This is a genomic window from Curtobacterium sp. MCPF17_046 (assembly GCF_003224295.1).
GTDB lineage: Bacteria > Actinomycetota > Actinomycetes > Actinomycetales > Microbacteriaceae > Curtobacterium.
The window spans coordinates 119520-145306 of the sequence record NZ_QKLB01000008.1 but is presented as its reverse complement, the minus strand read 5'-3'; the positions used below and the strand labels follow the sequence as shown (position 1 = coordinate 145306).

The 25787-nt window shown below is 73.0% G+C and carries 25 protein-coding genes; 13 read left to right on the top strand and 12 right to left on the bottom strand.

All coding sequences use genetic code 11. The features are described from left to right. Positions 1 to 116: 116 nt before the first annotated feature. Complete coding sequence (locus DEJ32_RS09510) at positions 117 to 458, bottom strand: DUF1330 domain-containing protein (RefSeq protein WP_181420633.1); 342 nt, start codon at positions 456 to 458, stop codon at positions 117 to 119. Between the two features lie 178 nt (positions 459 to 636). On the opposite strand from DEJ32_RS09510, the gene DEJ32_RS09505 reads away from it, so the two are divergent. The 4 genes from DEJ32_RS09505 (at position 637) to DEJ32_RS09490 (ending at position 3688) form a co-directional block, all read left to right on the top strand. Next, positions 637 to 1248 (top strand): TetR/AcrR family transcriptional regulator, encoded by a 612-nt coding sequence (locus DEJ32_RS09505; protein WP_110901079.1) that lies wholly within the window; start codon positions 637 to 639, stop codon positions 1246 to 1248. Further along, positions 1245 to 1556 carry a hypothetical protein gene (locus DEJ32_RS09500; RefSeq protein WP_110901078.1) on the top strand — a complete coding sequence of 104 codons (312 nt, stop codon included), beginning with the start codon at positions 1245 to 1247 and terminating at the stop codon, positions 1554 to 1556. The genes DEJ32_RS09505 and DEJ32_RS09500 overlap by 4 nt, the downstream gene beginning before the upstream one ends. A gap of 83 nt (positions 1557 to 1639) precedes the next feature. After that, on the top strand, positions 1640 to 2611 hold the full coding sequence (gene pip, locus DEJ32_RS09495; protein WP_110901077.1) for a prolyl aminopeptidase: 972 nt from the start codon (positions 1640 to 1642) through the stop codon (positions 2609 to 2611). Between the two features lie 99 nt (positions 2612 to 2710). After that, positions 2711 to 3688 (top strand): nuclease-related domain-containing protein, encoded by a 978-nt coding sequence (locus tag DEJ32_RS09490; RefSeq protein ID WP_110901076.1) that lies wholly within the window; start codon positions 2711 to 2713, stop codon positions 3686 to 3688. Positions 3689 to 3759: 71 nt separating this feature from the next. On the opposite strand, the gene DEJ32_RS09485 is transcribed toward DEJ32_RS09490, so the two are convergent. The 3 genes from DEJ32_RS09485 to DEJ32_RS09475 form a co-directional block, all read right to left on the bottom strand. Then, positions 3760 to 4092 (bottom strand): hypothetical protein, encoded by a 333-nt coding sequence (locus tag DEJ32_RS09485; protein WP_110890790.1) that lies wholly within the window; start codon positions 4090 to 4092, stop codon positions 3760 to 3762. A 203-nt stretch (positions 4093 to 4295) separates the two neighbouring features. Next, on the bottom strand, positions 4296 to 4853 hold the full coding sequence (locus DEJ32_RS09480; protein WP_110901075.1) for a low molecular weight phosphatase family protein: 558 nt from the start codon (positions 4851 to 4853) through the stop codon (positions 4296 to 4298). Between the two features lie 2 nt (positions 4854 to 4855). Continuing rightward, positions 4856 to 6148, bottom strand: coding sequence for an adenylosuccinate synthase (locus DEJ32_RS09475; protein WP_110901074.1), 1293 nt, complete (start codon positions 6146 to 6148; stop codon positions 4856 to 4858). 184 nt (positions 6149 to 6332) lie between these two features. On the opposite strand from DEJ32_RS09475, the gene DEJ32_RS16235 reads away from it, so the two are divergent. Together DEJ32_RS16235 and DEJ32_RS09470 are read left to right on the top strand one after the other, a co-directional pair. Then, the gene (locus DEJ32_RS16235) at positions 6333 to 6491 is read left to right on the top strand and encodes a hypothetical protein (protein WP_181419426.1); all 159 of its coding nucleotides are present in this window, start codon (positions 6333 to 6335) and stop codon (positions 6489 to 6491) included. Positions 6492 to 6624: 133 nt separating this feature from the next. After that, entirely contained in the window at positions 6625 to 6798 is a 174-nt protein-coding gene (locus DEJ32_RS09470; protein ID WP_110823435.1) for an Rv0909 family putative TA system antitoxin, read from the top strand. A gap of 118 nt (positions 6799 to 6916) precedes the next feature. On the opposite strand, the gene DEJ32_RS16230 is transcribed toward DEJ32_RS09470, so the two are convergent. Continuing rightward, on the bottom strand, positions 6917 to 7084 hold the full coding sequence (locus DEJ32_RS16230) for a hypothetical protein (protein WP_181419427.1): 168 nt from the start codon (positions 7082 to 7084) through the stop codon (positions 6917 to 6919). Between the two features lie 138 nt (positions 7085 to 7222). Further along, positions 7223 to 10843: a S8 family serine peptidase gene (locus DEJ32_RS09465; protein ID WP_110901073.1), complete on the bottom strand. Its 3621-nt coding sequence runs from the start codon at positions 10841 to 10843 to the stop codon at positions 7223 to 7225. 202 nt (positions 10844 to 11045) lie between these two features. Between DEJ32_RS09465 and DEJ32_RS09460 the strand changes: the two genes are divergently transcribed. The 5 genes from DEJ32_RS09460 to DEJ32_RS16225 all read left to right on the top strand — a co-directional run bounded on the left by DEJ32_RS09460 (position 11046) and on the right by DEJ32_RS16225 (position 17725). Next, entirely contained in the window at positions 11046 to 11693 is a 648-nt protein-coding gene (locus DEJ32_RS09460) for a TetR/AcrR family transcriptional regulator (protein ID WP_110901072.1), read from the top strand. Next, complete coding sequence (locus DEJ32_RS09455; RefSeq protein ID WP_110901071.1) at positions 11690 to 12430, top strand: hypothetical protein; 741 nt, start codon at positions 11690 to 11692, stop codon at positions 12428 to 12430. The genes DEJ32_RS09460 and DEJ32_RS09455 overlap by 4 nt, the downstream gene beginning before the upstream one ends. Beyond that, positions 12427 to 14508 (top strand): YhgE/Pip domain-containing protein, encoded by a 2082-nt coding sequence (locus DEJ32_RS09450; protein WP_110901070.1) that lies wholly within the window; start codon positions 12427 to 12429, stop codon positions 14506 to 14508. Before DEJ32_RS09455 ends, DEJ32_RS09450 begins: the two co-directional genes overlap by 4 nt. 1029 nt (positions 14509 to 15537) lie before the next feature. Continuing rightward, positions 15538 to 16596 carry a LacI family DNA-binding transcriptional regulator gene (locus DEJ32_RS09445; protein WP_110901091.1) on the top strand — a complete coding sequence of 353 codons (1059 nt, stop codon included), beginning with the start codon at positions 15538 to 15540 and terminating at the stop codon, positions 16594 to 16596. Between the two features lie 316 nt (positions 16597 to 16912). Beyond that, the gene (locus DEJ32_RS16225; RefSeq protein WP_110901069.1) at positions 16913 to 17725 is read left to right on the top strand and encodes a hypothetical protein; all 813 of its coding nucleotides are present in this window, start codon (positions 16913 to 16915) and stop codon (positions 17723 to 17725) included. A gap of 706 nt (positions 17726 to 18431) precedes the next feature. Here the strand turns inward: DEJ32_RS16225 and DEJ32_RS09435 are convergent. Next, the gene (locus DEJ32_RS09435; protein ID WP_375232125.1) at positions 18432 to 19106 is read right to left on the bottom strand and encodes a TrmH family RNA methyltransferase; all 675 of its coding nucleotides are present in this window, start codon (positions 19104 to 19106) and stop codon (positions 18432 to 18434) included. Positions 19107 to 19149: 43 nt separating this feature from the next. Then, positions 19150 to 19752, bottom strand: coding sequence for a TetR/AcrR family transcriptional regulator (locus DEJ32_RS09430; RefSeq protein ID WP_181420493.1), 603 nt, complete (start codon positions 19750 to 19752; stop codon positions 19150 to 19152). 173 nt (positions 19753 to 19925) lie between these two features. Between DEJ32_RS09430 and DEJ32_RS09425 the strand changes: the two genes are divergently transcribed. Then, a complete protein-coding gene (locus tag DEJ32_RS09425; RefSeq protein WP_110823427.1) occupies positions 19926 to 20723 on the top strand; it encodes an HAD-IIA family hydrolase in 798 nt (265 codons plus the stop codon). A gap of 5 nt (positions 20724 to 20728) precedes the next feature. Here the strand turns inward: DEJ32_RS09425 and DEJ32_RS09420 are convergent, their stop codons facing one another. Next, positions 20729 to 21682 (bottom strand): CPBP family intramembrane glutamic endopeptidase, encoded by a 954-nt coding sequence (locus DEJ32_RS09420; RefSeq protein WP_110901068.1) that lies wholly within the window; start codon positions 21680 to 21682, stop codon positions 20729 to 20731. Between DEJ32_RS09420 and DEJ32_RS09415 the strand changes: the two genes are divergently transcribed. Continuing rightward, entirely contained in the window at positions 21681 to 22373 is a 693-nt protein-coding gene (locus DEJ32_RS09415; protein ID WP_110901067.1) for a metal-dependent transcriptional regulator, read from the top strand. The genes DEJ32_RS09420 and DEJ32_RS09415 overlap by 2 nt on opposite strands. 149 nt (positions 22374 to 22522) lie before the next feature. Here the strand turns inward: DEJ32_RS09415 and DEJ32_RS09410 are convergent, their stop codons facing one another. The 3 genes from DEJ32_RS09410 to pyrE all read right to left on the bottom strand — a co-directional run bounded on the left by DEJ32_RS09410 (position 22523) and on the right by pyrE (position 25707). Beyond that, positions 22523 to 23167, bottom strand: a complete 645-nt coding sequence (locus tag DEJ32_RS09410; protein ID WP_110901066.1) for a HEAT repeat domain-containing protein — start codon at positions 23165 to 23167, stop codon at positions 22523 to 22525. A gap of 66 nt (positions 23168 to 23233) precedes the next feature. Next, complete coding sequence (locus DEJ32_RS09405; RefSeq protein ID WP_110901065.1) at positions 23234 to 25159, bottom strand: hypothetical protein; 1926 nt, start codon at positions 25157 to 25159, stop codon at positions 23234 to 23236. After that, complete coding sequence (gene pyrE, locus DEJ32_RS09400) at positions 25156 to 25707, bottom strand: orotate phosphoribosyltransferase (RefSeq protein ID WP_110901089.1); 552 nt, start codon at positions 25705 to 25707, stop codon at positions 25156 to 25158. The genes DEJ32_RS09405 and pyrE overlap by 4 nt, the downstream gene beginning before the upstream one ends. Positions 25708 to 25787: the final 80 nt, after the last annotated feature.

The following is a 25787-nucleotide window of genomic DNA, read 5'->3' as shown; positions in this document are numbered from 1 at the left end:
AGTCGTCGGCAGCGTCAGATGTGTATAAGAGACAGCCCCGTGTGAGCGGCGGGTCCGGACACGACCGGTAGGGAGCCTCCCGTCCGTCGCCCGTCCGGCGTCGTCGTGACGTGCGGTCAGACCGCGGCGGGCACGCCGGGCAGGAAGACCAGGCGCCGACGCATCGCGGTGGCGGCGATCGCTCGAGCCGGTGCGTACGCCTCCGACTCGTACCAGGCCTGCAGGGTCTCCATGTCGGGCCACTCGACGACGGCGAGCACGGCGCCGGCATCGCCTTCCGCGACGACCGGCTGGGCACCGAGGACCACGAAGCGGCCGCCGAACGCCTCCACCGTGGCCGGGGTCACCTCGGAGTACCGCCGTGCGCCAGCGGGGTCGAGCACCTCGTACACCTCCGTGATGCTGTACGCCGGGGTGCGGGCTGCGGTGGTGTCGGTGGTCTCAGTGATCTCGGACATGGGTGGCTCCTTCAGGTGGGTTCGGGCGGCTTCCGCGATGCCCTCGAGTGCGCCGGTCGACGCAGAATCAATGATGTTGCCCGACATCATTCCTTGTCAACCCCGATGATGTCGACTAACATCAAAGAGTCACGAGCGCAGTCATCCGCGCTCGAGCCGACCGCGAGGAGGAACCGCGATGCCCCGGATCACGCAAGCCCAGAAGGAACGCAACCGCGACGAGATCGTCCGCGCGGCGAGCGAGGGCTTCAAGCGCCGCGGCGTCGACGGCGTCGGCATCAAGGACCTGATGAACACCGCGGGGATGACCAACGGCGGGTTCTACAACCACTTCGCCTCGAAGGAGGACCTCGTGCTCGAGGTCTACCGGAAGGGCTTCGCGGAGTCGCTCGCGGCCGTCGATGCCATCCGGGCAGAACACGCCGACGGTGCCCAGTCCGCCCTGGACGCCGTCATCGACACCTACCTGACGGCCGCCCATCGGGACCACCCGGAAGCCGGCTGCCCCTCGGCAGCGCTGCCCGTCGACGCCGGGCGGCACGGCGCTGCGCCCCAGGGCGCCTACCGGGACGGACTCGAGAGGTACTTCGCGAACCTCACCGAGCTGCTGGTGCAGCGAGCACAGGAGACCGGCACGGAACTCGCCCCCACGGACGCCCGGCAGCAGGCGGTGAGGATGTTCACCCAGATGATCGGCGCCATCGTGGTCTCGCGTGCCGTCGCCGAAGCGGACGGGCCGTTGGCGGACGAGGTCCTCACGGCGAGTCGGCACCAGCTGGAGCGCCGGTGACCGTCCGGATGATCGACCACATGAAGCGCGTCGTCGTGGCGGCAACGATCGGAGCTGGTGTCGGCGCGCTCATCACGATCGCGTTCCTCGTCGCGAGCGGTGTCGACTACCGGATGCAGGAGGACGCCGGCGTCGAACCCGGCGCCACGCCGGACCTCGTACTCGGCGGTCTGCAGGCCGGCCTGTGGCTGTCGGTGGTCAGCGTGGCAGTGCTCGTGGTCTGCGTCCTCGTCACCGTCGTCCGCCGTCGACGTCGGCACGGCTCGTCCTCGTCGGCGAGCACCCCGTCGAACGACCGCCTCCCGTGACGGCGCCGCTCCTCGCAGAGGCCGGCACCACAGCCCGGCGGTACGGTGGCAGCGACCGTCACCCCTCCGCCGGAAGGACCCCCGTGCGCCAGCTCTACCCGCCGCTCGAACCGAACCGATCCGGCCTGCTCGACGTCGGTGACGGCCAGCAGGTGTACTGGGAGGAGTGCGGGTCACCCGACGGCAAGCCGGTCGTGTTCCTGCACGGCGGGCCCGGTGCCGGCTGCTCCCCGGACCACCGACGGCTCTTCGACCCCGCGCGCTACCGGATCGTGCTGTTCGACCAGCGCAACTGCGGCCGGAGCCTGCCGCACGCCGGTGACCCGGCGACGGACCTGTCCGCGAACACGACGTGGACCCTCGTCGAGGACATCGAGCGGCTGCGTGCGCACCTGGCGATCGACGCGTGGCAGGTGTTCGGCGGCTCCTGGGGCTCGGCCCTCGCGCTCGCCTACGCGGAGACGCACCCGGAGCGGGTCACCGAACTCGTCATCCGGGGCATCTTCACGCTGCGGACGAGCGAGATCGACTGGTTCTACGAGGGCGGGGCCGCGAACGTCCTCCCCGACCTGTGGGAGCAGTATCTCGCTCCCGTCCCGGTCGAGGAGCGGCGGCCCGGCGGACTCGTCCGCGCCTACGAGCGACTGCTGGCCGACCCGGACCCCGCCGTGCACGGGCCGGCCGCGGTCGCGTGGGCGAGCTGGGAGGCGGCGTCGATCACCCTCCTGCCCCGGCCCGACCTCGTCGCCCGGTACGCGGACCCGACGACCGCGCTGGCGTTCGCCCGGATCGAGAACCACTACTTCACGCACGACGGCTGGTTCGAGGACGCGCAGCTCATCCGCGACGCCGGCCGGCTCGAGGGCATCCCGACCGTGATCGTGCAGGGGCGCTACGACATGTGCACGCCGGCCGTCACCGCATGGGACCTGCACCGGGCGCTGCCGTCGGCGGAGTTCCGGATGATCGAGGACGCCGGCCACGCGTTCGACGAGCCGGGGATCCTCGACGCGTTGATCGAGACCACCGACCGGTTCGCCGACCACCTACGCTGACGCAACCCGTCGGACGCACTCCGGACCGACGGCGGAGGTGCGGAGGACGCGCCGACGCAGGACGCGCCTCCCGGCCGGCCGGCGTGGTGTGGTTGGTCCATGACCAGCGACCTCGTGCCGTGGTTGGTCGCCGGGGGGCTCGCCGTCGTGGTGGTCGTCCTGGTGATCCTCCTGCGGCGACACCAGACCTCTGCCCGCTCCGAGCTCGACGCCGCCGACCGGGCCCGCCGGGACGAACTCGCGCAGCGCGAAGCCGAGCACCGCGACGAGGCCGCCCGCATCGAGGCGGACCGCGCCGCACAGGTCGAGGCCGCGGAGGCCCGCCGGCGGGACGCCGCGTCGGAGGCCGAGGAGAGCCGCGCACTCCTGCGCCGCGGCATGAAGTGGGAGGAGGCGTCCGAACAGGCGATCCTCCGCGCCTGCCGGGCCGCCGGCGTCAACGGCGTGCTCATGACGAACGTCGTGTTCGTGCCCGTCGGGGAGACCGAGCAGGGGTCGTGGCGGAAGTTCGTCGCACAGGTCGACCACGTGCTGGTGTCCGACTCCGGGCGCGGTCTGGTGATCGAGAGCAAGCGGTGGAGCGGCATCGTGTTCGACGGGCGGCGGCCGAGCGAGGTGCACCCGGCGTTCCGGAACCTGGTCGACGAGTCGTCCCTCGTCCCGCCGTTCGCCGTCCAGGTGCAGAGCCGGAAGGTGCTCAACGCCGAGGAGGAGGCCGAGAACTGGTGGCGCGTCCGGGTGCAGGCGAAGGGCGCGTCACCCGCGCAACAGGTCCGACAGCAGGCCCGTCGCCTCGCCCGCTTCGTCGACGAGCGGACCGGCGTCTCCCGCACCTGGTTCGACACGTGCGTGTTCTACTCGTCGCCGTCGGCCACGGCCTTCGTGCAGGCGGAGGACCGGAGCGGCACCGTCACCACGAGCGTCGTGACGAACGACCACGAGCTGCAGTCCGCACTCGCGGCCTGGGCGACGAAGGACTCGGTGCCGAACCGCACCCGTGCCGACGCGGTCGTGCGGGTCCTCGCCGGGCAGGGTGCCCACGCGATCACGGTCGGGAACTACCGCCTGCCGGAGTGACGCACCCCCTCCGACGCGACGACGCCCCGCTGGTCTGTACCAGCGGGGCGTCGTCGTACGGCAGGAGGTTGCTACGCGACCGGGCGGATGACCGACGGGAGCATGACGTGCAGGTGACCGGCGAGGGCGGTCTGTGCGTCCTCGAGCGATGCGAAGTCGCCGACGACCAGGCCGAAGGTGTCCGAGGCGACGTAACGGCCGTCGCGCTTGTCGACGGAGCCGCCGAAGTAGCCGCCGTAGTTGGCGATCCACTCGTCGTCGCCCTCGAGCGTCCAGGTGAGCTTGGCGCGCGCGGCACGGGCGCTGGTGGCGGCCTGTGCTTCGAGGACGGCGACGATGTCGACGGTGTCGGTGTCGAGGGTGACGTCGGTCCCGGCGGCGGTCCGGTTGATGGTCGTGTTCATCGCGCTCTCCTGTCGTGTTCGGGGTACGTGCTGCGGTACCTGAACGCTACGACACCGAGCGTGCCGATCGACAGCGGAGCCCGCCGATTCACGGGTTCAGCCCCGGATGTTCATCCGTGATCCCCGGAACGACGGGCTTCGCCATCCGCCGATCGGGGTACAACGGGGTGCAACGGGGTACTCGCGTTCCGGACGATCCGGCCTCAGGAGACGGCGCGGAGGGCGTCGGCGATCGTGGCCAGTGCGGCGTCGATCTCGTCGGCGACCCGCACGTGCGTGGCCTCCGAGCGACGGTAGGGGTCGTCGACGTCGTCGTCCGCCGGGTCGGACGGCGGCGGGACGGCACCGCGGAGGCGCGCGACCCGTTCGACCAGGGCCTCCGGCGAGTGCACGTCGGCGAGGTCCCCCGGCTCGAGGCCGTCGAGCACCCGAGCGAACTGCTTGATCGTGAACGCCCGCTTCGCCGCACGGGGTGCGAGCTGCACGACCGCGGACCGGTGCGAGCGCTCGGCGGTGAGCACGAGGTCGGCGGACGCGGCGATCTGCTCGGTCAGGTAGCGGGACCGGTGCGACTCGGTGGTGCCACCGAGGCGCTGCGACTGGGCCGCAGCCGCACCGTCCATGACGGCGCCGTCGTCCGCGATGGTGCCGGCCGATTCGACGACGTGCACCGACGCGGCCGGCCCGAGACGCGCCTGCAGCACCTGTGCGCCGAGCGGTGAGCGGCAGATGTTGCCGCTGCAGACGAAGAGGATCCGCACGCTCAGCCCTGGCCGAGCAGGTCGTGCCGGACGACGATCGCGTCACGACCGGGTCCGACGCCGATCGCCGAGATCCGGGCACCGGACATCGCCTCGACCGCGAGCACGTAGTCCTGGGCGTTCTTCGGCAGGTCCTCGAACGAGCGCGCGCCCGTGATGTCCTCGGACCAGCCGGGGAACTCCTCGTAGACCGGCTTCGCGTGGTGGAAGTCGGACTGGGACACCGGGACCTCGTCCACGCGCACACCGTCGACCTCGTAGGCGACGCACACCGGGATGGTGTCGAGACCGGTCAGGACGTCGAGCTTCGTGAGCACGAAGTCCGTCACGCCATTGATGCGGGCCGTGTAGCGGGCGATCGGAGCGTCGTACCAGCCGCAGCGCCGCGGGCGTCCGGTCGTCGTGCCGAACTCGAAGCCGTTCGCGCGGAGGAACTCCCCCGACTCGTCGAACAGCTCGGTCGGGAACGGGCCGGCGCCGACACGGGTCGTGTACGCCTTGACGATCCCGATGATGCGCTCGAGCTTGCCCGGGCCGATGCCGGAACCGGTCGCGGCACCGCCGGCTGTGGCGGAGGACGACGTCACGAACGGGTACGTGCCGTGGTCGACGTCGAGCATGGTGGCCTGACCGGCCTCGAACAGGACGGTCTCGCCGCGCTCGAGCGCCCGGTGGATCTCGAGCGCGGTGTCGGCGACCATCGGCCGGAGGCGGTCCGCGTAGGACAGCAGCGACTCGACGACTTCTTCCGCGTCGATCGCGCGCCGGTTGAAGACCTTCACGAGCAGGTGGTTCTTCTGGTCGAGGGCGGCTTCCACCTTCTGCCGCAGGATGTTCTCGTCGAAGATGTCCTGGATACGGATGCCGACGCGGTTGATCTTGTCCGCGTACGTCGGGCCGATGCCGCGACCGGTGGTGCCGATCTGGCGCTTGCCGAGGAAGCGCTCGGTCACCTTGTCGATGGTGCGGTGGTAGTGCGTGATGACGTGGGCGTTCGCGGAGACGCGGAGCTTCGACACGTCGACCCCGCGGGCCTTCAGCGCGTCGAGCTCCTGGAACAGGACCTCGATGTCGACGACGACGCCGTTGCCGATGATCGGGGTGACGCCCGGGGTGAGGATGCCGGAGGGCAGCAGGTGCAGCGCGTACTTCTCGCCGCCGACGACGACCGTGTGCCCGGCGTTGTTGCCGCCGTTGAACTTGACGACGTAGTCGATGCGGGAACCGAGGAGGTCGGTGGCCTTCCCCTTGCCCTCGTCGCCCCACTGGGCGCCGATGATGACTGCTGCGGGCATCTGGTTCTCCTCACGTTGGCGGAGGACCGCACACGGCCGTCCGGGCCGGTGGTCCACCCGAGTCTATCGGCTGGTCACCTCCGCGTCACCGGCCGGACGGTCCCTGTGGAGGACGCCCCGGGCACGGAGCACGCTGGGACGGACACGATCCGAAGCAGGATCCACACGGACGAGAGGAACCACCATGAGCGACCCGATTGACGACATGAGCCGCCTGCTCGACAGCCAGCAGGCCGAGGACCTCACCGACGGCGGCATCGGTTCGGTCGAGGGTGCGCCGCAGGACGTCATGCCCGAGACCGACCGCGGGCGCGAGGCCGCCGAGGAGCGCCCCGACGCCTGACGGGCGATGACGCCTGACGGGCGATGACGCCTGACCCGCGATGACGCCTGACCGGCGACGACGCCTGGGCGTGGACGGATGGTCACCGGAGCACGGTGGACCGGTCAGTGATCCGACGAACGGAAGGAACACCATGAGCGACCTCAGCGACAAGGCCAAGGACTTCGCGAACAGCGACAAGGGCGAGAAGGCGACCGACGCCGGCCTCGACAAGGCCGCCGGCGCAGCCGACAAGGCCACCGGCGGGAGCCACGGCGACCAGATCGACAAGGCGGAGAACGCCGCCGACGGCAAGATCGGCAACTGAGCCGGTCACGTCACCGTCGGCGCCCCCGCGCCGAACACGACGGGAGGCCCGGTACCAGCTGGTACCGGGCCTCCCGTCTGTTCCGCGGTGCGTCACGCGCCCCGCAGCAGTCGGGGCGTCAGCCCCGGAAGAAGTCCGCGTAGGACGGGTCACCGATCGGCTGGGTGTGGCCCGGCTCGGCCAGCCGCTCCTCGACCATCGCCCGGATGACGTCCGGCGGGGTGAGCCCACGTCGACGCCACTCCATGGGGTTCTGTCGGAGCTGCACCAGGGTGTTCGTTCGCATGCACCAACACTCCCATCAACTACCTAGTTCGTCTAACTACCTGTCCCGTACGCGCACTGGTCGCGCGCTGACACGGACCGACGATGAACGGAGCGGGCAGCCCGTGGGCCACCCGCTCCGTCCTCGTGCTGCCGTGCGCTACTTGTAGATGCGCCCGGACAGTGCGGTCGTCGTCCCGCTCGTGTACCCGGACTTCTTCGCCGTGACGGTGACCGTCAGGCGCTGCCCGACGTCCTTCGTCGTCGTCGTGTAGGTCGCCTTGGTCGCACCCGGGATGGCCGTGCCGCCCCGCGACCACTGGTACGTGAAGGTGACGCCGCTGGCGTTCCACTCACCCGGCTTCGCGGTGATGGTCCGTCCGACCTTCCACGATCCACCGACGCTGGCCTTGCTGCCCGACCGCAGTGCGAGCGTCGGCTGCACGGCGTTCGCCGTCAGCACCTCGGCCTGGTCTCCGACCGCGTTGTGCAGGTGCAGCAGGAGGACCTTGGCGTTCGTGGTCGACGCCGGCCGGTTGACCCGGATGGCGGAGTCGTCGGCGAACAGCGGCGTCGAGACACCGTCACGGGTAAAGGACAGCGCCGGGGCGAAGGCGTCGAAGGTGACCGTCTTCGTCTCGTCCACGACCGAGGACCCGGTGGTCGCCGCACCCGGCGCGTACGCCGACTCGGTGACGACCTGGTAGTCGAACGCGGCCTTCGTCGACGTCGCGGTGTACCCGAGCGCGGAGAGCGACACGGGGAGCACCTTGACGGCGGAGTCGAACGTGTTCGTGTCCTGCGTCTCGTCGACGTTGAGCGGCCAGGTGTCGACCGTCTTCTGCTTCGGGTCGTTGAGGTCGACCGTCGTGACGAACGTCGCGTCGACCACCGAGGACTTCGCGTCGTAGGTCAGGAAGTCCGGCTCGCCGTCCCGGTTCGTGTCGATGAGGACCTCGACGTTGGTGACCGCACCCGGGTTGGCGTCCGGACCCTGCGTCTGGACACCGAAGGACACGACGCCCTTCGACTTGTCCGCCAGACCGACGGCCGTCGAGCTGGCGCCGAAGGCCCGGACGTCAGCGGCCGCGAGGGACTGCTGCGCCGAACCGGCCGGGAAGGCCTCCTTCGGGTCGGTGGCACCGAGGACGAACGGCGCCGCGAGGGCCGAGTACCGCGATGCACCGGTGCCCTGGGCGAGGCCGGTCCCGCTGAGCGCGATGGTGCTCGACTTCGACGTGCCCGTGAAGGTGACGTCGTCACCGTGCACGGCGCTGACCGGCTTCGGCGCGGCGTACACACCGAGGCGGAGCGGCGTCACGTCGGCCGCGGCCGGCGTGAAGGTCACGAGGCCGGTCGCCGCCGAGACGAACTCACGCGGGTAGCCCTGCTGGGTCTGCTCCTGCGTCGGGTCGATCGTCTTGCGCAGCAGCGTCGGGTCGGCGACCGTCATGGTCAGGGTGACCGTGGCGGTGCCGTTCGCCGGGACGGTGACCGTCGTCGCGCTGAGCGAGAAGGCGACGCCGGACTTCGCGATCCGCGACTCGTAGGCCACCGAGTAGGTGTGTGCGACGTCGGCCGTGTTGCGCACCAGCAGGCTGCGCTTCGCGGTCGTCGGGCCGCTCACCTCGACGACCCCGAAGGACGCCGTGACGAGGTCGTCGTTCTCCTGGCTGCGGACCGTGGTGGTGTCCTGGACCGCCTGCAGGGCGTCGACACGGCCGGTGCCCTGTCGGAGCAGCGTGGCCAGCTGGTCGTCGGTCGCGCTCTGCTGGACGTCGGAGGTCGCGGTGTTCATCAGCGCGGCCTTCACCTCCGGTGCGCTCCAGCCCGGGTGGGCCTCGAACGTCAGGGCGGCGACACCGGCGACGTGCGGCGTGGCCATCGAGGTCCCGCTCATCGACATGCGACCGTCACCGGTGCCGTTCGCGGCGGAGATGACGTTGACGCCCGGGCCGGCGATGTCCGGCTTGACGATGTCGTCGACCGAACCGTGGACGCCACGGCTGGTGAACGGCGCGAGGGTGTTGGTGGTCTCCTGCCCGCGGGCGATGTCGAAGCCCTTGAGCTCGTGGGCGAAGCGCACGTGCAGGGTGCCCGCCTTCGCAGCGGCCTGGAGGCTCGCAGCACTGTCCGCGGTCAGCTCGGCACCCGGGATGGTCGCGTTGCCCGCGATGCCCGAGTCGAAGATGTCGATCGTGCCGGCGAGGAGCACGCCGACACCACCGGCGGCCTGGACGTTGTCGAACCGGACCTTCGAGCCGCACTCGAGCGCGCCGTCGGTCCACTTCAGCCAGGCCACCTTGCCCTTCAGCGCAGCGGCCTCGTCACCCGTGAAGGGCGCGCACCCGTCGACGTCGACCGTCGGGACGAACACGTCGCCCTCGACGGGCAGCGTCCCCTTGTAGTCACCCGAGTACTGCGACCGGTAGGTCTTGGCGAGGTCGGCCGGTTCGGTCACCTGGACGCCGTCGTACAGGCTCTGCCCGGCGGCGGCCGCGGCGACCGTCAGGGCCCCCTCGGCGGTGCCCGGTGCGCCACCGACGTCGGTGAAGTCGTCGGCGTTGCCGGACGCGATCACCGGCAGCACGCCGCGGTCGGTCAGGGCGTCGATCTTCGCGTTGTCCGGGTCGTCGGTCGCGCCGTAGTCCGACCCGAGCGACAGGTTGATGACGTTGATGTCCTTGCCCTCGGTGAGCGCCTGGCCCACCCAGTCGAGCGCGGCACCGGTCAGGTCGGTCGAGCCGCCGCCGTCACCGAAGACCTTGAGGGCGTAGAGGCCGGCCTCGGGCGCGCTGCCCGGACCCACCCACATGTCCTGCACCTGCTGCTGCGTCAGCGAAGAGTAGTCGCCGCGGAAGGTGGTCTTGTCGGCGTCGAGGCCGTAGCCCGCGGCAGTACCGGCGACGTGCGTGCCGTGGTCGCCGCCCTTGCCGTCGATCGGGTTCGCGTCCGGCTGTGGGACGGGCTGGTAGGCCGCGGTGCTCGGGTCCGCGTTGTACGTGGGGCCCGCGAAGTCGTAGCCGCCGAGGAACTTCGACGGGTCGTACCAGCTGGAGGCCGGCGCACCCGTGCTCGCGAGGGCGTCCTGGTAGGCCGCGGTCGTGCCGGGTCCGCCGAAGTCGGCCTGCGTGTAGTCGAGACCGGTGTCGAGCACGGCGATGTTGACGCCCTCGCCGGTGTGGCCGGTCGCGGTCCAGGCGTCGTAGGCCCGGGTGTACAGGTCGCTCGCGGCGTTCTTCGGGCTGACGCCCTCCGCACCGGGACGGACGGTGTCGGGGTCGACGCCGGACGGGGCGGCACCGGCGTCCTCGTTGACCGTCGGCTCGACGACCTTCTTCGGCGTCAGCGCCACGATGCTCTCGACGTCGGAGCGCTCCGCGATCTCGGCCAGGGCGGCGACGTCCGCGACGACGGCGATGCCCGGGACCGTGTACTCGGTCGCGTACAGCTCGGTGGCCTCCGGGTCCGCGGCCTTCACCGCTGCCCGCACCTTCGCCACGGTCGACTCGATGGTCTCCACGCGACTCTGCGCTGCGGACGAGGGACGCTTCGACCGGGTGAGGTCGCCGCCCTTCGCCGCGGCGTCGACCTCGAGTGCGCCGGCGCCCGTGGTGCGGACGAACGCGCTGACCGTCTTCGTGGGCTTCGCGTTCCGCAGCGGCGCGGAGAGCTTGAGGTCGGCCGCAGCGGGGACGCTGGCCGGTGCCGCCGAGGCCGCACCACCCACGGCGAGTCCGCCGCAGGCCAGTGCCGCCACCGCGACGATCGAGGTCAGCAACCGCGGAGCGCGGTACCGACGAGAGGGGTTGTTGGGTGGTGTCGCTCGGGGCACGCAGCACACTCCTGATGAGTCCGACGTTCGGGTGAAGTTCCGATGAAGCTATGTGGTCCTTCTCAGGACGGGGAGTCGGCAGTTCAGGGGACAGACCCTGTGGTCGTTTGAAGTTGCACAGGTGTGTGCACGTTATTACGATGGGTGCATGACGACCACCGATCGGCCCACACGTGCGCCACGACGGGACGCGACCGAGAACCGCGCCGCCCTCGTCCAGGCCGCGCGGACGCTCCTGCAGGCCGATCCGGACGCGTCGCTCGAGGCGATCGCCGCGCACGCCGGACTGTCCCGGCGTGCGGTCTACGGACACTTCCCCTCCCGGGACGACCTCGTGCGCGAGGTCGTGACAGGCGGAGCCGAGCGCATCCTCGCCGCGATGCCGAGCCGAGCAGCCCTCGCGGGGCTGCCCCCGGCCTCCCGTCTGGCCGCGATCGCCGTGGCCCTCTGGACCGAGGTCTCGCACGTCCGGTCGATGGCGGTCATCGCCGTCCGCGGCCCCCTGGTCGAGACCGTCGCCACCGTGTTCGCCCCGCTCCGTGAGCAGGTCCAGGACGCGTGCGCCCTCGGCATCGCCGACGGCACACTGCGCGACGACGTCGACGCCGAGACGCTCGGTCGGCTCGTCGAGGGTGCCTGCCTGGCCGTCCTCGACGAGGCCGCACGGTCCGGCACGTCCGACGACGCCGGCCGCCGCATGGTCGTGGTCTCCGCCCTCGGCATGGCGGGCGTCGACTGGCGCACGGCACTGCTCGCACTCCCAACCCACACGCCCGTCCCGGAGGACCACGCATGACGCTCGAACTCGCCGCCGTCGGCATCGGCACCGGACCCGGAGCCGAGCTCCCGGTGGTCAGCGCCGTCGCCGGCCCCGGACACCCGGGCGTCGTCGCGGTCGAGACCGAACAGGCACCCGTGCTCGCCTCGCTCGTCGCCGGAGGGCGGATGAAACCCGACACCGGGCAGGTGCTCCTCGACGGACACGACGACCCCGCGGCCGTCCGTCGCGCGTTCGCCCTCGTCGACACCCCCGGCGTCGCCGAGCCGTTCCCGGTGATGACGCTCAAGCAGATCGTGCACGAGGAGCTCGCGTTCGCCGGCCGACGGCCCTCCCGGGCGGACGTCGCCACGGTGCTCGAGGAGCTCGGGATGACGCACTGGTCCGACACCCCGGTGCAGCGGGTCCCGACCGACGCCCGCGTCCGACTGCTCGCCGAGCTCGCGCTCCTGCGGCCCGGCGTCTCCGGACTCGTCATCACCTCGCCCGAGCGGCACGGTGGTGCGGTCGCCGACTGGTTCGCCGTCGTCCGGGACGTCGCGCGCCGCGGGGTGACCGTCGTGCTCGTCACGTCCAAGGCCGCGGCGGAGACGGCGACCGCCCTGCTCGACACGATCACCGACCGCGGCGACGCGGCGGACACCACCACCGAGGGTCCCGAGGGCGCGACCCGGACCGAGGACGCCCCGACGGGCCTCCCGACCGAACCCACCGACACCACCGACGCACCCGCTCCCCTGGAGACCCGCTCGTGACCATCCCCTCGCTCGTCCGCGCCGAACTCGCGCGCCTGACCGCCACCCCGCTCGCCCGCCTGGCGTTCATCGCCCTCATGTGCGTCCCGCTGCTGTACGGCGGCGCCTACCTCTGGGCCAACCGCGACCCCTACGCCAAGCTCGACCAGATCCCGGCCGCGATCGTCGACCAGGACGCCGGGGCCACCCTCGACGGCGAGCGCGTCGACTACGGGAAGGACGTCGCGAAGGAGGCCGTCGACGGCCACGACTTCGACTGGACCGAGACCACCGCGGCCGACGCCCGCTCCGGCGTGCGCGACGGCACCTACGACTTCGTCGTCACGATCCCGCACGACTTCTCCGCGTCCCTGGCCTCCGCGCAGTCCGACCACCCGGAGCGCGCCGAACTCGTCATGACCACGGCGGACACGAACTCCTACCTCGCCTCCACCATCGCGGAGCAGGCCGGCAAGACCATGCGGACGGCCGTCGCCGAACGCGTCGGGAAGGAGGCAGCGACCACCCTGCTCGTCGGGCTCGCCGACGTGCGGGACAGCCTGGGGGACGCCGTCGACGGTGCGGGCGAGCTCGCGTCCGGCGCGACGAAGGCCGCGAACGGAGCCGATGCGCTCGAGGACGGCACCGCGGAGCTGTCCACCGGAGCCGGGACCCTGGCGTCGAGCACGGCCGCGCTGCCGGCACAGACCGCGCAGCTCGACTCGGGCGCACAGCAGGTCGCGACGGGCGCGGCGTCCCTGGCCACGGGCCTCCGGTCGGCGCAGCAACAGACGGCCGCGCTGCCGGACCAGACGCGGCAGCTCGCCGACGGCGCCGCGCAGGTCGCGGCCGGCAACGCCGAACTGGCCGCCCGCGTCGACGAGGCGAACACGACCGTGCAGGCGATCCAGCCCGTCGACGCGGACGCCGTCCTGCAGGACATCACCGCGAACCTGCCCGAGGGCGTCGCCCTGACGCCGGAGCAGCAGCAGGCCCTGACCGCCACCGTCACCTCGGCCGTCGACCGGGCGAACAGCGCCGGAGCGGACGCGAAACAGCAGCTCGGTGCGACGACGCAGCAGATCGACACGCTCAGCGCCGGTGCCCGCCAGGTGTCCGACGGCGCGGCAGCACTGGCCGACGCCGCCCCGCAGCTGTCGTCCGGCATCGCCACGGCCGCGGACGGCGCGTCGACGCTGTCGACCGGTGCCGCACAGGTGGCCGCGGGGACGAAGCGGTTGGCCGCAGCCGCCCCGCAGCTGTCCTCCGGAGCGTCGCAGCTGGCCACCGGCGCGACCTCGGCGGACGACGGTGCGAAGTCGCTCGCCAGCGGCGTGCACGCCCTCGAGTCCGGCTCGTCGGAACTGGCGTCCCAGCTGGACAAGGGGCGGACGAAGATCCCCGCATCGACCGCGTCGTCGCGGAACGCGCAGGCCTCCGTCATCTCGGACCCGGTCAAGGTCGGCGACGACAACATCGCCGCGGCCTCGAACTACGGAGCCGGCCTCGCGCCGTTCTTCATCTCGCTCGCCGCGTGGATCGGCATGTACGCGCTGTTCCTCATCCTCAAGCCGATCTCGAAGCGCGCCATCACCGCCGTCCGCCGACCCCTGCGCGTCGTGTTCGGCGGCTGGCTCACCCCGGCGCTCCTCGGCGTCGTGCAGATGGCCGCGCTCTTCCTGATCGTCCGGTACGCCCTCGACCTCGACGTCGTGCACGCCGGCGGGACGGTCGGCGTCATGGTCCTGGCGTCGGCGACCTTCGCGGCGATCATCATGACGCTCAACGTGCTGCTCGGGTCGGTCGGGCAGTTCCTCGGCCTGGTGCTCATGCTCATCCAGCTCGTCACCGCGGGCGGCACGTTCCCGTGGCAGACCCTGCCCGGGCCGCTCGCCGCGCTGCACTTCGCCCTGCCGATGACCTACTCCGTCGACGCCATCCGGCAGACGATGTACGGCGGCTCGCTCGGCACGGCGTGGAGCGACGCGGGTGTGCTGCTCTGCTGGTTGCTCGGCGCGCTGCTGGTGTCGTACCTCGTCACGGCGCGGCAGACGCGGACGCGGACGCTGCGCGACCTGCGGCCGAGCCTGATCGGGTAGGCGGCGGGGCGCGCGCCCTGCGGCCGAGCCTGATCGGGTAGGCGGCGGGGCGCGCGGCGGCGGCGCGGCGCGGCGGCGGGCGCGCGGCAATGGGCCCGCGGCGCGGCGCGGACGGGCCGACGCGCGCCGGACCCGCACAACAAGAACCGGTCCGCACCACGGACTCCCGCGGCGCGGACCGGTTCCTCTTGCGTCGGTTGGGGGCGGTCCTGACGGCGGCCGGGAGGCTCGGGGCGGGCTGGCCGCGCGCCTCCCGCCCGGCAGGGCGGCGCGGCCAGCCCGCCCCGGGCCTCCCGCCCCGAAGGAGGGCGCGAACCGGACCCGCACGACGAGAACCGGTCCGCACCACGGACTCCCGCAGTGCGGACCGGTTCCTGTTGTGTCTGACCACGGGACCGGCCGCGACCGCGGCCAGGAGGCGCGGGCAGCCGGCCGCCCGGCGGGGCGGCCTCGCCAGCCCGCCCCGGGCCTCCCGCCCGGCAGGAGGGCACGGACCGGAGCCGCACGACCAGATCCGGACCGCACCACGGACTCCCGCAATGCGAAGCGGTTCCTGTTGCGTCGGTTGGGGGGCCGGTCCCGACGGCGGCCGGGAGGCGCGGGGGCTGCCCGCCCGGGCCTCCCGTCTCGTGCGCGGCCTGGCCAGGCGCGGGCCGGACCCGCACAACAAAGACCGGTTTGAACCACGGAACCCGGCGGTGCGGACCGGTTCCTGTTGTGTCCGACCACGGGACCGGTCCCGACGGCGGCCGGGAGGCGCGGGGGCACCCGCCCCGGGCCTCCCGGCCGGCAGGGCGGCGCGGACCAGACACGCACGACGAGAACCGGTCCGCACCACGGACTCCCGCGGCGCGGACCGGTTGCTGTTGGTTCCGGCCCGGGTGCGGTCGCCACGGCGGGCGGGAGGCGCGCGGCCGGACCGACCCGGGCCTCCCGGCCCGTGCGCCGCCCGGCAGGGCGTGGAGCGCGACAGCGCTACGATCGGGAGGACGCATCCGGCGGGTGCGCAGCCGGAGGTCGAGGATGACGATGGGGAACACCAAGCCCGCGACGATCTACGACGTCGCCGCGCGTGCGGGGGTGTCGAAGTCGCTCGTGTCCCTCGTGTTGCAGCGCTCCCCGCGGGTCAGTGAGCAGCGTCGGGCGGCCGTCCTCGCGGCGATCCAGGAGCTGGACTACCGGCCGTCGACCGCCGCGGTGTCGCTCGCCGGCACCCGCTCCCGGACGATCGGGGTCGTGCTCGATGACTTCCGCAACCAGTGGTTCGTCGACCTGCTGACCGGCCTCCGCGAGGCGCTGCAGGACCAGGGCCATCGACTCGTCGTCGCCGACCGCTTCCTGAACACCGGGCTCGACGTCTCCCCCGTCGAGGGCTTCCTGTCCATGCGGGTCGAGGGACTCGTCATCGCCGGGGAGCCCGACACCGACCTCGCGATCCCGGCGAGCACGCCCGTCGTCGTCGCGGGCGGTCGGGCAGCGCTCGCCCGCGCGGACACCGTTGCGAACGACGACCTCGCCGGCGGGCGTATGGCGGCCGAGCACCTCATCGACCTCGGGCACGTGCGGCTCGGCTTCGTCGGAGGGCACTCGGCGGCGAGCGACGCCCGGCTCGAGGGGTGGCGAGCCGCCATCGACGCGGCGGGTGCACGGGCTGCCGGGTCGGCGTCGGACGGCGTGCCCGGGCCGTCCGACGCGACCGGGCCATCCGGCGTGACCGGGGTGGCCGTGGTCCTGGCCGCCGACGTCACCGAGGAGACCGGCTTCACCGGGACGCACCGCCTCCTCGACGAGAACCCCGAGGTGACCGCGGTGTTCGCCGCGAACGACGTGACCGCCCTGGGCGCGATGTCCGCCATCGCTGACCGAGGTCTCCGCGTGCCCGAGGACATCTCGGTGATCGGGTACGACGACACCCCGATCGCGGCATCCCGGTACGTCGGCCTGACGAGCATCGACGACCGCAGCATCGACATCGGCCGCGGCGCCGGGGTGCGGCTGCTCGAACGCATCGCGGACCCGGGGCTGACCCCCACCGAGGTCCTGGTCGAGCCACGGCTCGTCGCCCGCCGCACGACCGCCCCACGCTGAACGCACCCGCGACAACATGTGCACTGAGGCGGGCGTCGGTGATCCGTCCCCGCTTTCGGGACATCCTGACAGCGCTGGTACCTGAGCGGAACTAGGCTTCGGTCGACCCCTACCCGAGGGGTCACGTGGACGGAACACCCGAGTTCATCCCGACGTCTGCATCCTTTCGGCGGCACGAGCACCCTCTCGTGTCGGACGCACAGGTCACCCTGCCCGTGCCCTCGCCGTGGGTCCCTGCCCACGGTGTCCTGACCGATGCTGCCTCACCTGCCCGGGTGGCCCTCCTCGGAGTACCCGAATCCCTGGAGAACAGAACATGGCACGCATCCTCACCCGCACCATCGGCGGCGCCGCGGCCTCGATCATCGTCGGCGGCATCGCAGCCGTCGCGGTGACCGGAGTCGCCTCGGCACACACCCCCGAGGTGTCGGCATCCTGCACGCAGCTGCACGTCGCGCTCGCGAACTACCCGGCGAACTCGACGGTCGACGTCGTCCTCGACGGCACCGACCACGGCACCACGAGCTTCGGGCCGAGCGCGTTCGACACGACGTTCCCGCTCGACACGACCCGCAAGCACACCTGGTCCGTCTCGGTGACGTCCGGCGACGGCGACCACGCCTTCGACAAGACGTTCGCCGGCGAGTCGACCGACGCGTGCCTCACGGTCGCACCTCCGGTCCCCACCCCGACCGGGACGCCGACGCCGACGCCGAGCACGCCGGCACCGACGACCCCCGCGACCCCGACGGCCCCTCCGACGGGCACCCCGAGCACGCCCGCGGTCCCGACCACGCCCGCGACGCCGACGCCGACGCCGACGGACACCCCGACGCCGAACGCCCCGGCCACCCCGGCCGTGGTGACGAACACCCCGGCGCCGAGTGCACCCGCGACCCCGACCGCTGACGTGACGCCGAACGGCACCGTGCTCCCCGGCACGACCCCGACCGGTACGAGCACCACGGCCGCCGGCGCACCGGGCACCGGTCCGGGCTCGAACGGCACCGGCGAGCTCGCGTTCACCGGCTCGCCCGTCGGCCTCGGCGTGGGCGTCGGCGCGCTGGTCGCGATGCTCCTCGGTGGCGCCCTCGCCGCCTTCGCTGCGGTGCGCCGCCGCCGGGCCTGACCCCCGGGGGTGACGGCGCCGGGCTCCCGCTCGGTGCCGTCATCCCGCCCACGGTCGGTCCGGGTCGCGCGTCAGGTGCGTGCCCGGGCCGCCCGGCTCGGGCTCGGGCTCGGGCTCGTCCGACTCGCCCCCACCCGACCGGCGCCGGGGTCGCACGACACGCCGCGCGCCTCCCGCCCAGGTCGCGCAATCGGTCGCTCCCGCACGTCGCGATGCGCAGTTCGTGCGACCTCGACGGAACGGCCACGGCAAGTCGCGCGACCTCGAGACCGCGCGGACCACGCCGGCTCGCTCCCGCCGGCCGCGCCCGCCGGGCCCGCGCACGCCGGCCCGCACTCGCCGGGCCCGGGCCCGCCGGGCCCGCGCCCGCCGGCCCGCGCCCGCCGGGCTCGCGCCGAGGTCGCACGACACGCCGCGCGCCTCCCGTCCAGGTCGCGCACTCCGCCGCTCTCGCACGTCGCGATGCGCAGTTCGTGCGACCTCGACGGAACGGCCACGGCGAGTCGCGCGACCTCGAGACCGGTCCGACCACGCGGGCTTCCGCCGACCCGCGCCCGCCAGTCCCGCGCCCGCCGGGCCCGCGCCGAGGTCGCACGACATGCCGCGTGCCTCCCGCCCAGGTTCCGCAATCCGCCGCTCTCGCACGTCGACATGCGCGAATTCCGGAACCTCGACGGGACGGCCCTCGACGGACGGCCCGCCCGCCTCAGCCCGGCAGCACCGCGTGCCGGACGACCCAGCTGTGCATGACGATCGCCGCAGCCGCCGAGGCGTTGATGCTCCGCGTCGACCCGAACTGCGTGATCTCGAGGTGCCCGTCGGCGCCCGCGACCGCCTCGTCCGTGAGCCCCGGTCCCTCCTGCCCGAACAGGAACACGCAGCGCTCGGGCACGTCGGCGGTCTCGATGCGGTCCGCCCCCGGGGTGTTGTCGATCGCGATGACCGGCCGTCCCTCGTCCCGCATCACCCGGAGGAACGCGGCGACGTCCTCGTGGTGCCGCACGTGCTGGTACCGGTCGGTGACCATCGCCCCACGGCGGTTCCAGCGGCGTCGACCGATGATGTGCACGGTGCCGGCCAGGAAGGCGTTGGCGCTGCGCACGATGGACCCGATGTTCAGGTCGTGCTGCCAGTTCTCGATCGCCACGTCGAAGGCGTGCCGGCGGGTGTCGAGGTCGGCGACGATCGCCGCCATCGACCAGTACCGGAAGCGGTCGACGACGTTGCGGGTGTCCCCGTGTTCGAGCAGCTCCGGGTCGTACTGCGGCCCCTCGGGCCACGGCCGTGGGTGCGGCCCGACCCCGTGCGTCGTCGCCTCGTGGGTGGGCGGGAGCGCCGGAGACGGCTCCGGCAGGTCGCCGGACGGGAGGCCCTGGGTCACGTGACCAGCGTACGGCGCGCGCACCGCGCCTCCAGTCCGACGCTCAGCCCGCGGCCCGCACCCCTGCGTCCGCGACCCGCGCCTCGATGCCGCCGAGCAGCACGTCGAGCCCGAGCGCGAAGCGCGCCTCGTACGAGTGCTCGCCGAGGACCTCTCCGACCAGCCGGTGCCGCTCGGGCCGCCCGGCCTCGGAGTCGCCGCGCCCGACCTGCACGGCGGTGTGCCCCACGACGAAGTCGTAGACGACGAAGAACGCGTACATCGCCTCGGTCTCGGACAGCCCTGCGGAGCGGAGGGCACCGACGACGGTCGCGACGACGGCGTCCGACTCCGACGAGGCGAGCGGCGCCCGGCTGCTGTGCGACTCGAGGACGAGCGGGTGCCGGACGAGCAGGTCGCGGAAGGTGGTGGCGAAGACCCGGACCACGGCGCGCCAGTCCTCGGGCCAGACGAACGTGGCGGTGAACTCGTCGACCGTCCGGCGGACGAGTTCGGCGTGCAGGTCGTCGAGGCCGCCGATCGTCCGGTGCACGGTCATCGGGGCGACGCCGAGGGCCGCACCGAGCGCTCGGAAGGACAGGCGGTCCAGGCCGTCCTCGTTCGCGATGACGGTGGCGGCGTCGATGACCTGGTCGCGTGAGACCACGTTCGGTCGGCCTCGGCGGCGAGGTGCTGCTGCGAGACCGTCCGGGCTGGGACGAGGGTCCTGGTCGACGAGCACGGCTTCCTCCTGACGCTTCCGGTACGCGTACGGGAACGCGCCCTGAAAGCCTAGGGCACTTCGGGATTCCGACCGGGTCCGCGCACTACGCTGGCCGCATGGCATCCCGCGACGAGGTCGAGTGCTGGCTGACGGACATGGACGGCGTGCTCGTCCACGAGAACCAGGCGCTCCCCGGCGCCCCGGAGTTGATCCGGCAGTGGCAGGACCAGGGCACCGAGTTCCTCGTCCTGACGAACAACTCGATCTTCACGCCGCGTGACCTCAGCGCGCGACTCCGCCAGTCCGGGCTGCACGTCCCCGAGGAGCGGATCTGGACCTCGGCCCTCGCCACCGCCGACTTCTGCGCGTCGCAGATGCCGGAGGGCTCGGCGTTCGTCATCGGCGAGGCCGGCATGACGACCGCCCTGCACGAGGCCGGGTTCATCATGACCGAGACGGCACCGGACTACGTCGTCGTCGGCGAGACCCGGAACTACTCGTTCGAGGCGATCACGAAGGCCGTCCGCCTGATCCGCGACGGGGCGCGCTTCATCGTGACGAACCCGGACGCGACGGGCCCGAGCGCCGAGGGCGTCCTGCCGGCCACGGGCGCGATCGCCGCGATGATCGAGAAGGCCACCGGCAAGCAGCCCTACGTGGTGGGCAAGCCGAACCCGATGATGTTCCGCTCGGCGATGAACCGGATCGGCGCGCACTCGGAGAACACCGGCATGATCGGCGACCGGATGGACACCGACGTGCAGGCCGGCATCGAGGCGGGCCTCCACACCGTGCTCGTCATGACGGGCATCAGCGACCAGGCCGAGATCGACAAGTACCCGTTCCGCCCGAGCGAGGTCATCTCCGGCGTGCACGAGCTCCTGCACACCGAGCCGTACGAGGTGGAGATCTAGACCGGTCAGCTCGTCAGCTCGACCGGGGCGTCCGCTCCGGCCGGGAGGCCCGTGTCCGGACCGCGCACCGCGGCGGCTCCCAGGGGCGGTACGGTCCGCCACCGGCGGCGCAGGCGCCGGCCCCGGTCATCCCGCCATGCGATGAGCCCGCCGGCGACGACACCGAGCAGCAGCACCGCGATCGTGGCGAGGCCGAGCAGTCCGACGAGCAGGACGTCGACCGACCCCGGTGCGGAGGCGCTGACGCCGATCGCGCCGAAGTCCCAGAAGGCGTGCAGCAGCACCGGGGCCAGCAGGTTGCCGGTCAGGCGCCGGGCCAGGTACAGCACCGACCCGAACGAGGTGGCGAACACCACCTGCAGGACGGTCGTGGCGACCGGGGCGCCGGACAGGACGTTCAGGAAGTGGAGCAGCCCGAACAGCACGCACGAGAGCGCCCACACCCAGATCTCGGGCAGGCGTCGGCGGAGTCCGACGAGCAGCACGCCGCGGGTCATCAGCTCCTCGACGACACCGACCAGCAGGACCCCGAGCGCGAGGAGCAGGAAGTACCGCAGGCTCTTCCCACCCCAGTCGAGGAGCGGGAGCCGACCGAGGCACACCGCCAGGACGAGGAGCGGCGCCACCATCGTCCACTGCGGTCCGCCCCGCGCCGGGTCGACCGTCGCGATCCGCCACCACCCGAGGGCGGTGACGACCAGTGCCAGGATGCCCGCGACGACCGCCTCGGGGACGACGAGGTCGCGCACCACGCTGTCGACCGTGCGGCCGAGCGCCGGGTAGTCGTCGCTCGGGCGCGAGCGCACGATGCTCACCACGGCGAACACGACCAGCGGGGCGAGCCCGACCAGCAGCGACGGCGGGACCGGCCACCACCCGCGACGGCGACGACGGACGGCGGGAGGCTGGACGGGGGTCACCTCCCGGTTGTACCAGGAGCGGCCGTACCATTGGCGCATGCGCCTGCCCTCGCTCAGCACGATGGCCGAGGACTACGTCAAGCTCGTCTGGAAGGCCGGCGAGCGCGGCGACGACGGCCTCGCCACCCGGGACATCGCGGCGGCCCTGCACGTCTCGGCGTCGACCGTGTCGGGCAACCTCCGGAAGCTCGACCGCGACGGCCTCATCGAGCACACCCCGTACCGCGGCGTCGTGCTCACCCCGCTCGGTCGGCAGGCCGCGGTGGCGATGGTCCGTCGGCACCGCCTCATCGAGACGTTCCTGGTCGAGCGGCTCGGGTACTCCTGGGACGAGGTGCACACCGAGGCGGAGGCGCTCGAGCACGCCGTGTCGGAGACGTTCCTCGACCGGGTGGACGCCGACCTCGGCCACCCGACGCACGACCCGCACGGCGACCCGATCCCGAGCGCCGAGGGGGTCGTGCCGGACACGCCCGGCGCGCTGCTCGGGACCGTCGACCCCGGCGTCTGCGGGACCGTCGGCCGGGTGTCGGACGACGACCCGGCGCTGCTGCGGTACTTCGACGAACTCGGGGTCGGGCTCGGCACGCACCTCCGCGTGGAACAGGTGCGCGACTACGCCGGGGTGGTGGCGGTCGCGCGCCGTGACGCCGGCGGGGCGGAGGCGCTGGTGGACCTCCCAGCCGCCGCGGCGACCGCCATCTGGCTGATGCCCGACGCCCCGCACTGACGGCACGCCGCGCCCGACCCCCGCCCCGAGGTTCCGGAATCCGCGCATCTCGGCGCCCGAGATGCGCGAATTCCGGAACCGCGGGGGCAGGGCCACGGCGAGTCATGGAACCCCGGGCGCTGCCCTGCCCGCACTGCCGCCGCCTGCGGTCAGCCCTTCGCGGAACGCGTCCGGCCGAGGGCGACCTCACGGCGCGCCCGCGCGAGCGCCAGCGCCGACCCCGCGTCCGGGTCCTCGAGCAGCCGGGCCGTCTCGGCCGCGTGCTCCCGCACCGCGACGTTCCGGTGCTCCGCCGCGACGGCGAGGACCGGCCCGGCGACCTCGGACCCGAGCCCGGCGATCGCCCGGCTCAGCGCCAGCCGGGTCTCCTCGTCACCGTGGCCGAGTTGCACGGCGAGCGTCTTGGCGAGCTCCGGCCGCTCCGACTCGGGCGCGAGCAGGACGGCAGCACGCCACGCGGTCCTGGCGACACCCGGGTCGAGGTCGGACAGCCGCTCCGCGACCTGCGGGTACACGGAGCCGTCGCGGATCTTCGAGAGCGTGTGCAGCGCCTGGCTCCGGGCCTGCGCCTCGGGGCGCTCGAGTTCCGGGAGCAGCCGCGGGACGACCACCGCGGCCGGGAGGCGCACCAGCGCCCACGTGAGCATCTCCCGCACCTGCAGGTCCGGCTCGACCGCGCACTGCGCGACGAGGACGTCGAGTTCGTCCACGGACGGGGTCGTCCCGGCGGCCATCACCGCCCGGAGACGGACGGCGGGTCGGGGATCGGTCAGGGTCGAAGCGAGCGTCGGCATGGCCGTCCCACTCCACTCCCCGCGCCTGGGTGTCGGCTCGGCGCGGTCGGTCCGCCGGTCGGCGTGTCAGTCGAGTGCGCTCGTCGGCGGGTGCACCGCCAGCGCGCCGGCGGGGCTGCTCGACGGCGACGCCGGCTGCTCCTCGAGGCTGTTCCCACGGATCCAGGCGGTGATGACAAGAACGAGGAGCAGGAGCACGACGATGATCGCGACGGAGCCGTAGACCAGGAGCTGCTTGCCGCGCCGTCCCTCGCTCTGCAGACGGGCGAACCCCTCGTTGATGAAGTTGGCACGGTCGGCGTCCGTCGTCCGGGACTCCGCCTGGCCGGACGGGGGCGTCGCCGCGACGGCGGGCATCATCCGGGTGCTCGTGTCCTCGGCACGGGCGGCGTCCGCGTCACGGAGCTGCTGGATCGCCTCGGTACCGAACAGGTCCTTGATGACGCCGGTGTCGCTCGTCTCGCGACCCTGCCACTCGGACTGGTCGATGTCCTCGGGCGCGAGGCGCCAGGGGGCGCCGTCCCGCTCGGGGGCGGGGTCCCGGTCGTGCACACGGTCCGAGCCGGTCGTCCCGTCGGCTCCGGACGCGCGGTCGTCCGAGGGTGTGCGCGGTTCCGGTGCGCGGCGTGCGGTGCGCGGGCCCGGTTCGACCATCGGGGGGACGTGGTCCGCCGGCACGACCCGCGGCGACTCGTCCTCCTCCGCCTCCCACCACGGGGTGGCGGAGGACGGCGGCACGACGGACGGGAGGACCGACGGCGGCACGGCAGGAGCCGCCGAGCGCGGGGCGAAGGCGGCCGTGGGAGCCGTCCCGGCGGGGTCGTCCAGGTCGTCCTCGAGGTCGCCGTCGAGGTCGCCGTCGTCGTGGCCACCGTCGCGGGATCCCGCGCCGTCGTCGTCGACGCCGTGGCGGTCGAGGGGCATCGCCATCGTGCTGTCGTCGTCCGTCACGTCACCGGGGAACACCTCGCCGGTCCGGGCGGCCTCGTCGCTGAGCGACCAGCTCGACCCGCCCGACGGCGTCGTCCGCTCGCCGGCCCGGTCGTCGTCGACCGGATCGGGGTCGATCGGATCGGGGTCGGCGTGGGAGGCAGCGTCGGGAACGGTCGTCCCGGTGGCCCACGACCCGGCGGCGACGAGGTTGGTGTCGAAGGCGTCCTGGGTCAGCGTGGTCTGCACCTCGCCGGTCTCCTCGCCGAGGACCGACCAGTCGAAGGGGCGGTCGGCCTGCGGGGCCCCGTCCACGTCGTCGTGCAGCCGGAGGAGCTCGGTGAAGGTCGGCGGTTCGTCGGTCGCGGGCAGGACGTCCTCGACGCCGAGCGGCTGCGCGTCCGGACCACCGGCGAGGGCCGGCGGCACGGGCGTCACGCCCGACGACGACGGGTGGGCCGACGGCACGGCGCCGGGCCGCACGCGTCCGAGCCAGTCCACGTCCGACCGTCCGAGGCCGTCCGGGTCGGTGCGTCGACGCTCGTCCTCGATCGCCCGGGCCTCGGCCGCGCGGGCCTCCCGGTCGGAGCGGGCCGTGGGCAGGACGATCGCGCGCGGGTCGGGGGCGTTCGACACCGGCGGCACGGCCGCGGGCGGCGGGACCCGACCGGCGACGCCACCGGGCAGCGCGAGCTCCTCGGGCATCGAGATCGCCTGGGTCGCGCCGGGGTCCAGCTCGGGCGCCGGTGCCGAGGCGGGGGCCGGTGCCGACGCGGGAGCCGGTGCCGACGCGGGGGCGACCGGCACGGACGCCGGGGCGGTGAACGGCTCGGGCTCCGGCCGACCGGCCTGACGGGCGGCACGCTCGGCCTCACGGCGCTCACGCCGGGAGGGCCACTCCTCCTCCGTCAGCGGGGCGCCGAAGATGTCCGCGGCGCTGCGGAGGCCCGAGAACGGAGCGTCCGGGGCGGGCGCACGGCGGGCCTCCCGGCCGTCGTCCCCGGAGTCGGGGGTGACGGGGCCGTCGGGCTCGCGCGCGTCGTCCGGACGCTCCTCGGTCACGCGGACAGTCCCAGGTCGGCCAGCCCGATCGCAGCGAGGTACGGGTAGCCCGCCGCCTCGATCCGCTCCTTCGCGCCGGTGTCCCGGTCGACGACGACGGCGACGGCGGCGATCACGGCGCCCTCGCGCTCGAGGGCCTCGGCCGCCTTGAGCGGCGACCCGCCGGTGGTGGAGGTGTCCTCGAGGACGACCACACGCTTGCCACGGACGTCCGGCCCCTCGACCTGGCGGCCGCGACCGTGGTCCTTCGGTTCCTTGCGCACGACGAAGGCGTCGTAGGAGCCCCCGCGGGCAGCGGCCTGGTGCAGGACCGCGCTGGCGATCGGGTCGGCGCCCATCGTCAGGCCGCCGACGGCATCGACGTCCGGGACGTCTGCGATGAGGTCGGCCATCACCTGACCGATGAGGGGAGCGATGCGGTGGTCGAGGCTCACCTTGCGGAGGTCGATGTAGTACGACGCCTGCTTCCCGCTGGTCAGGGTGAAGTCGCCGTGGAAGACCGCATCGGCCTTGATGTGCTCGATCAACTGCTCGCGCGCGTGGGTCACGGTGCCCAAGATTAGCGGTGACCGGCGCTCCGCGCTCCCTGGAGCCCTCCGCCCGGCTCCCGGGACGGCACCCGAGATCA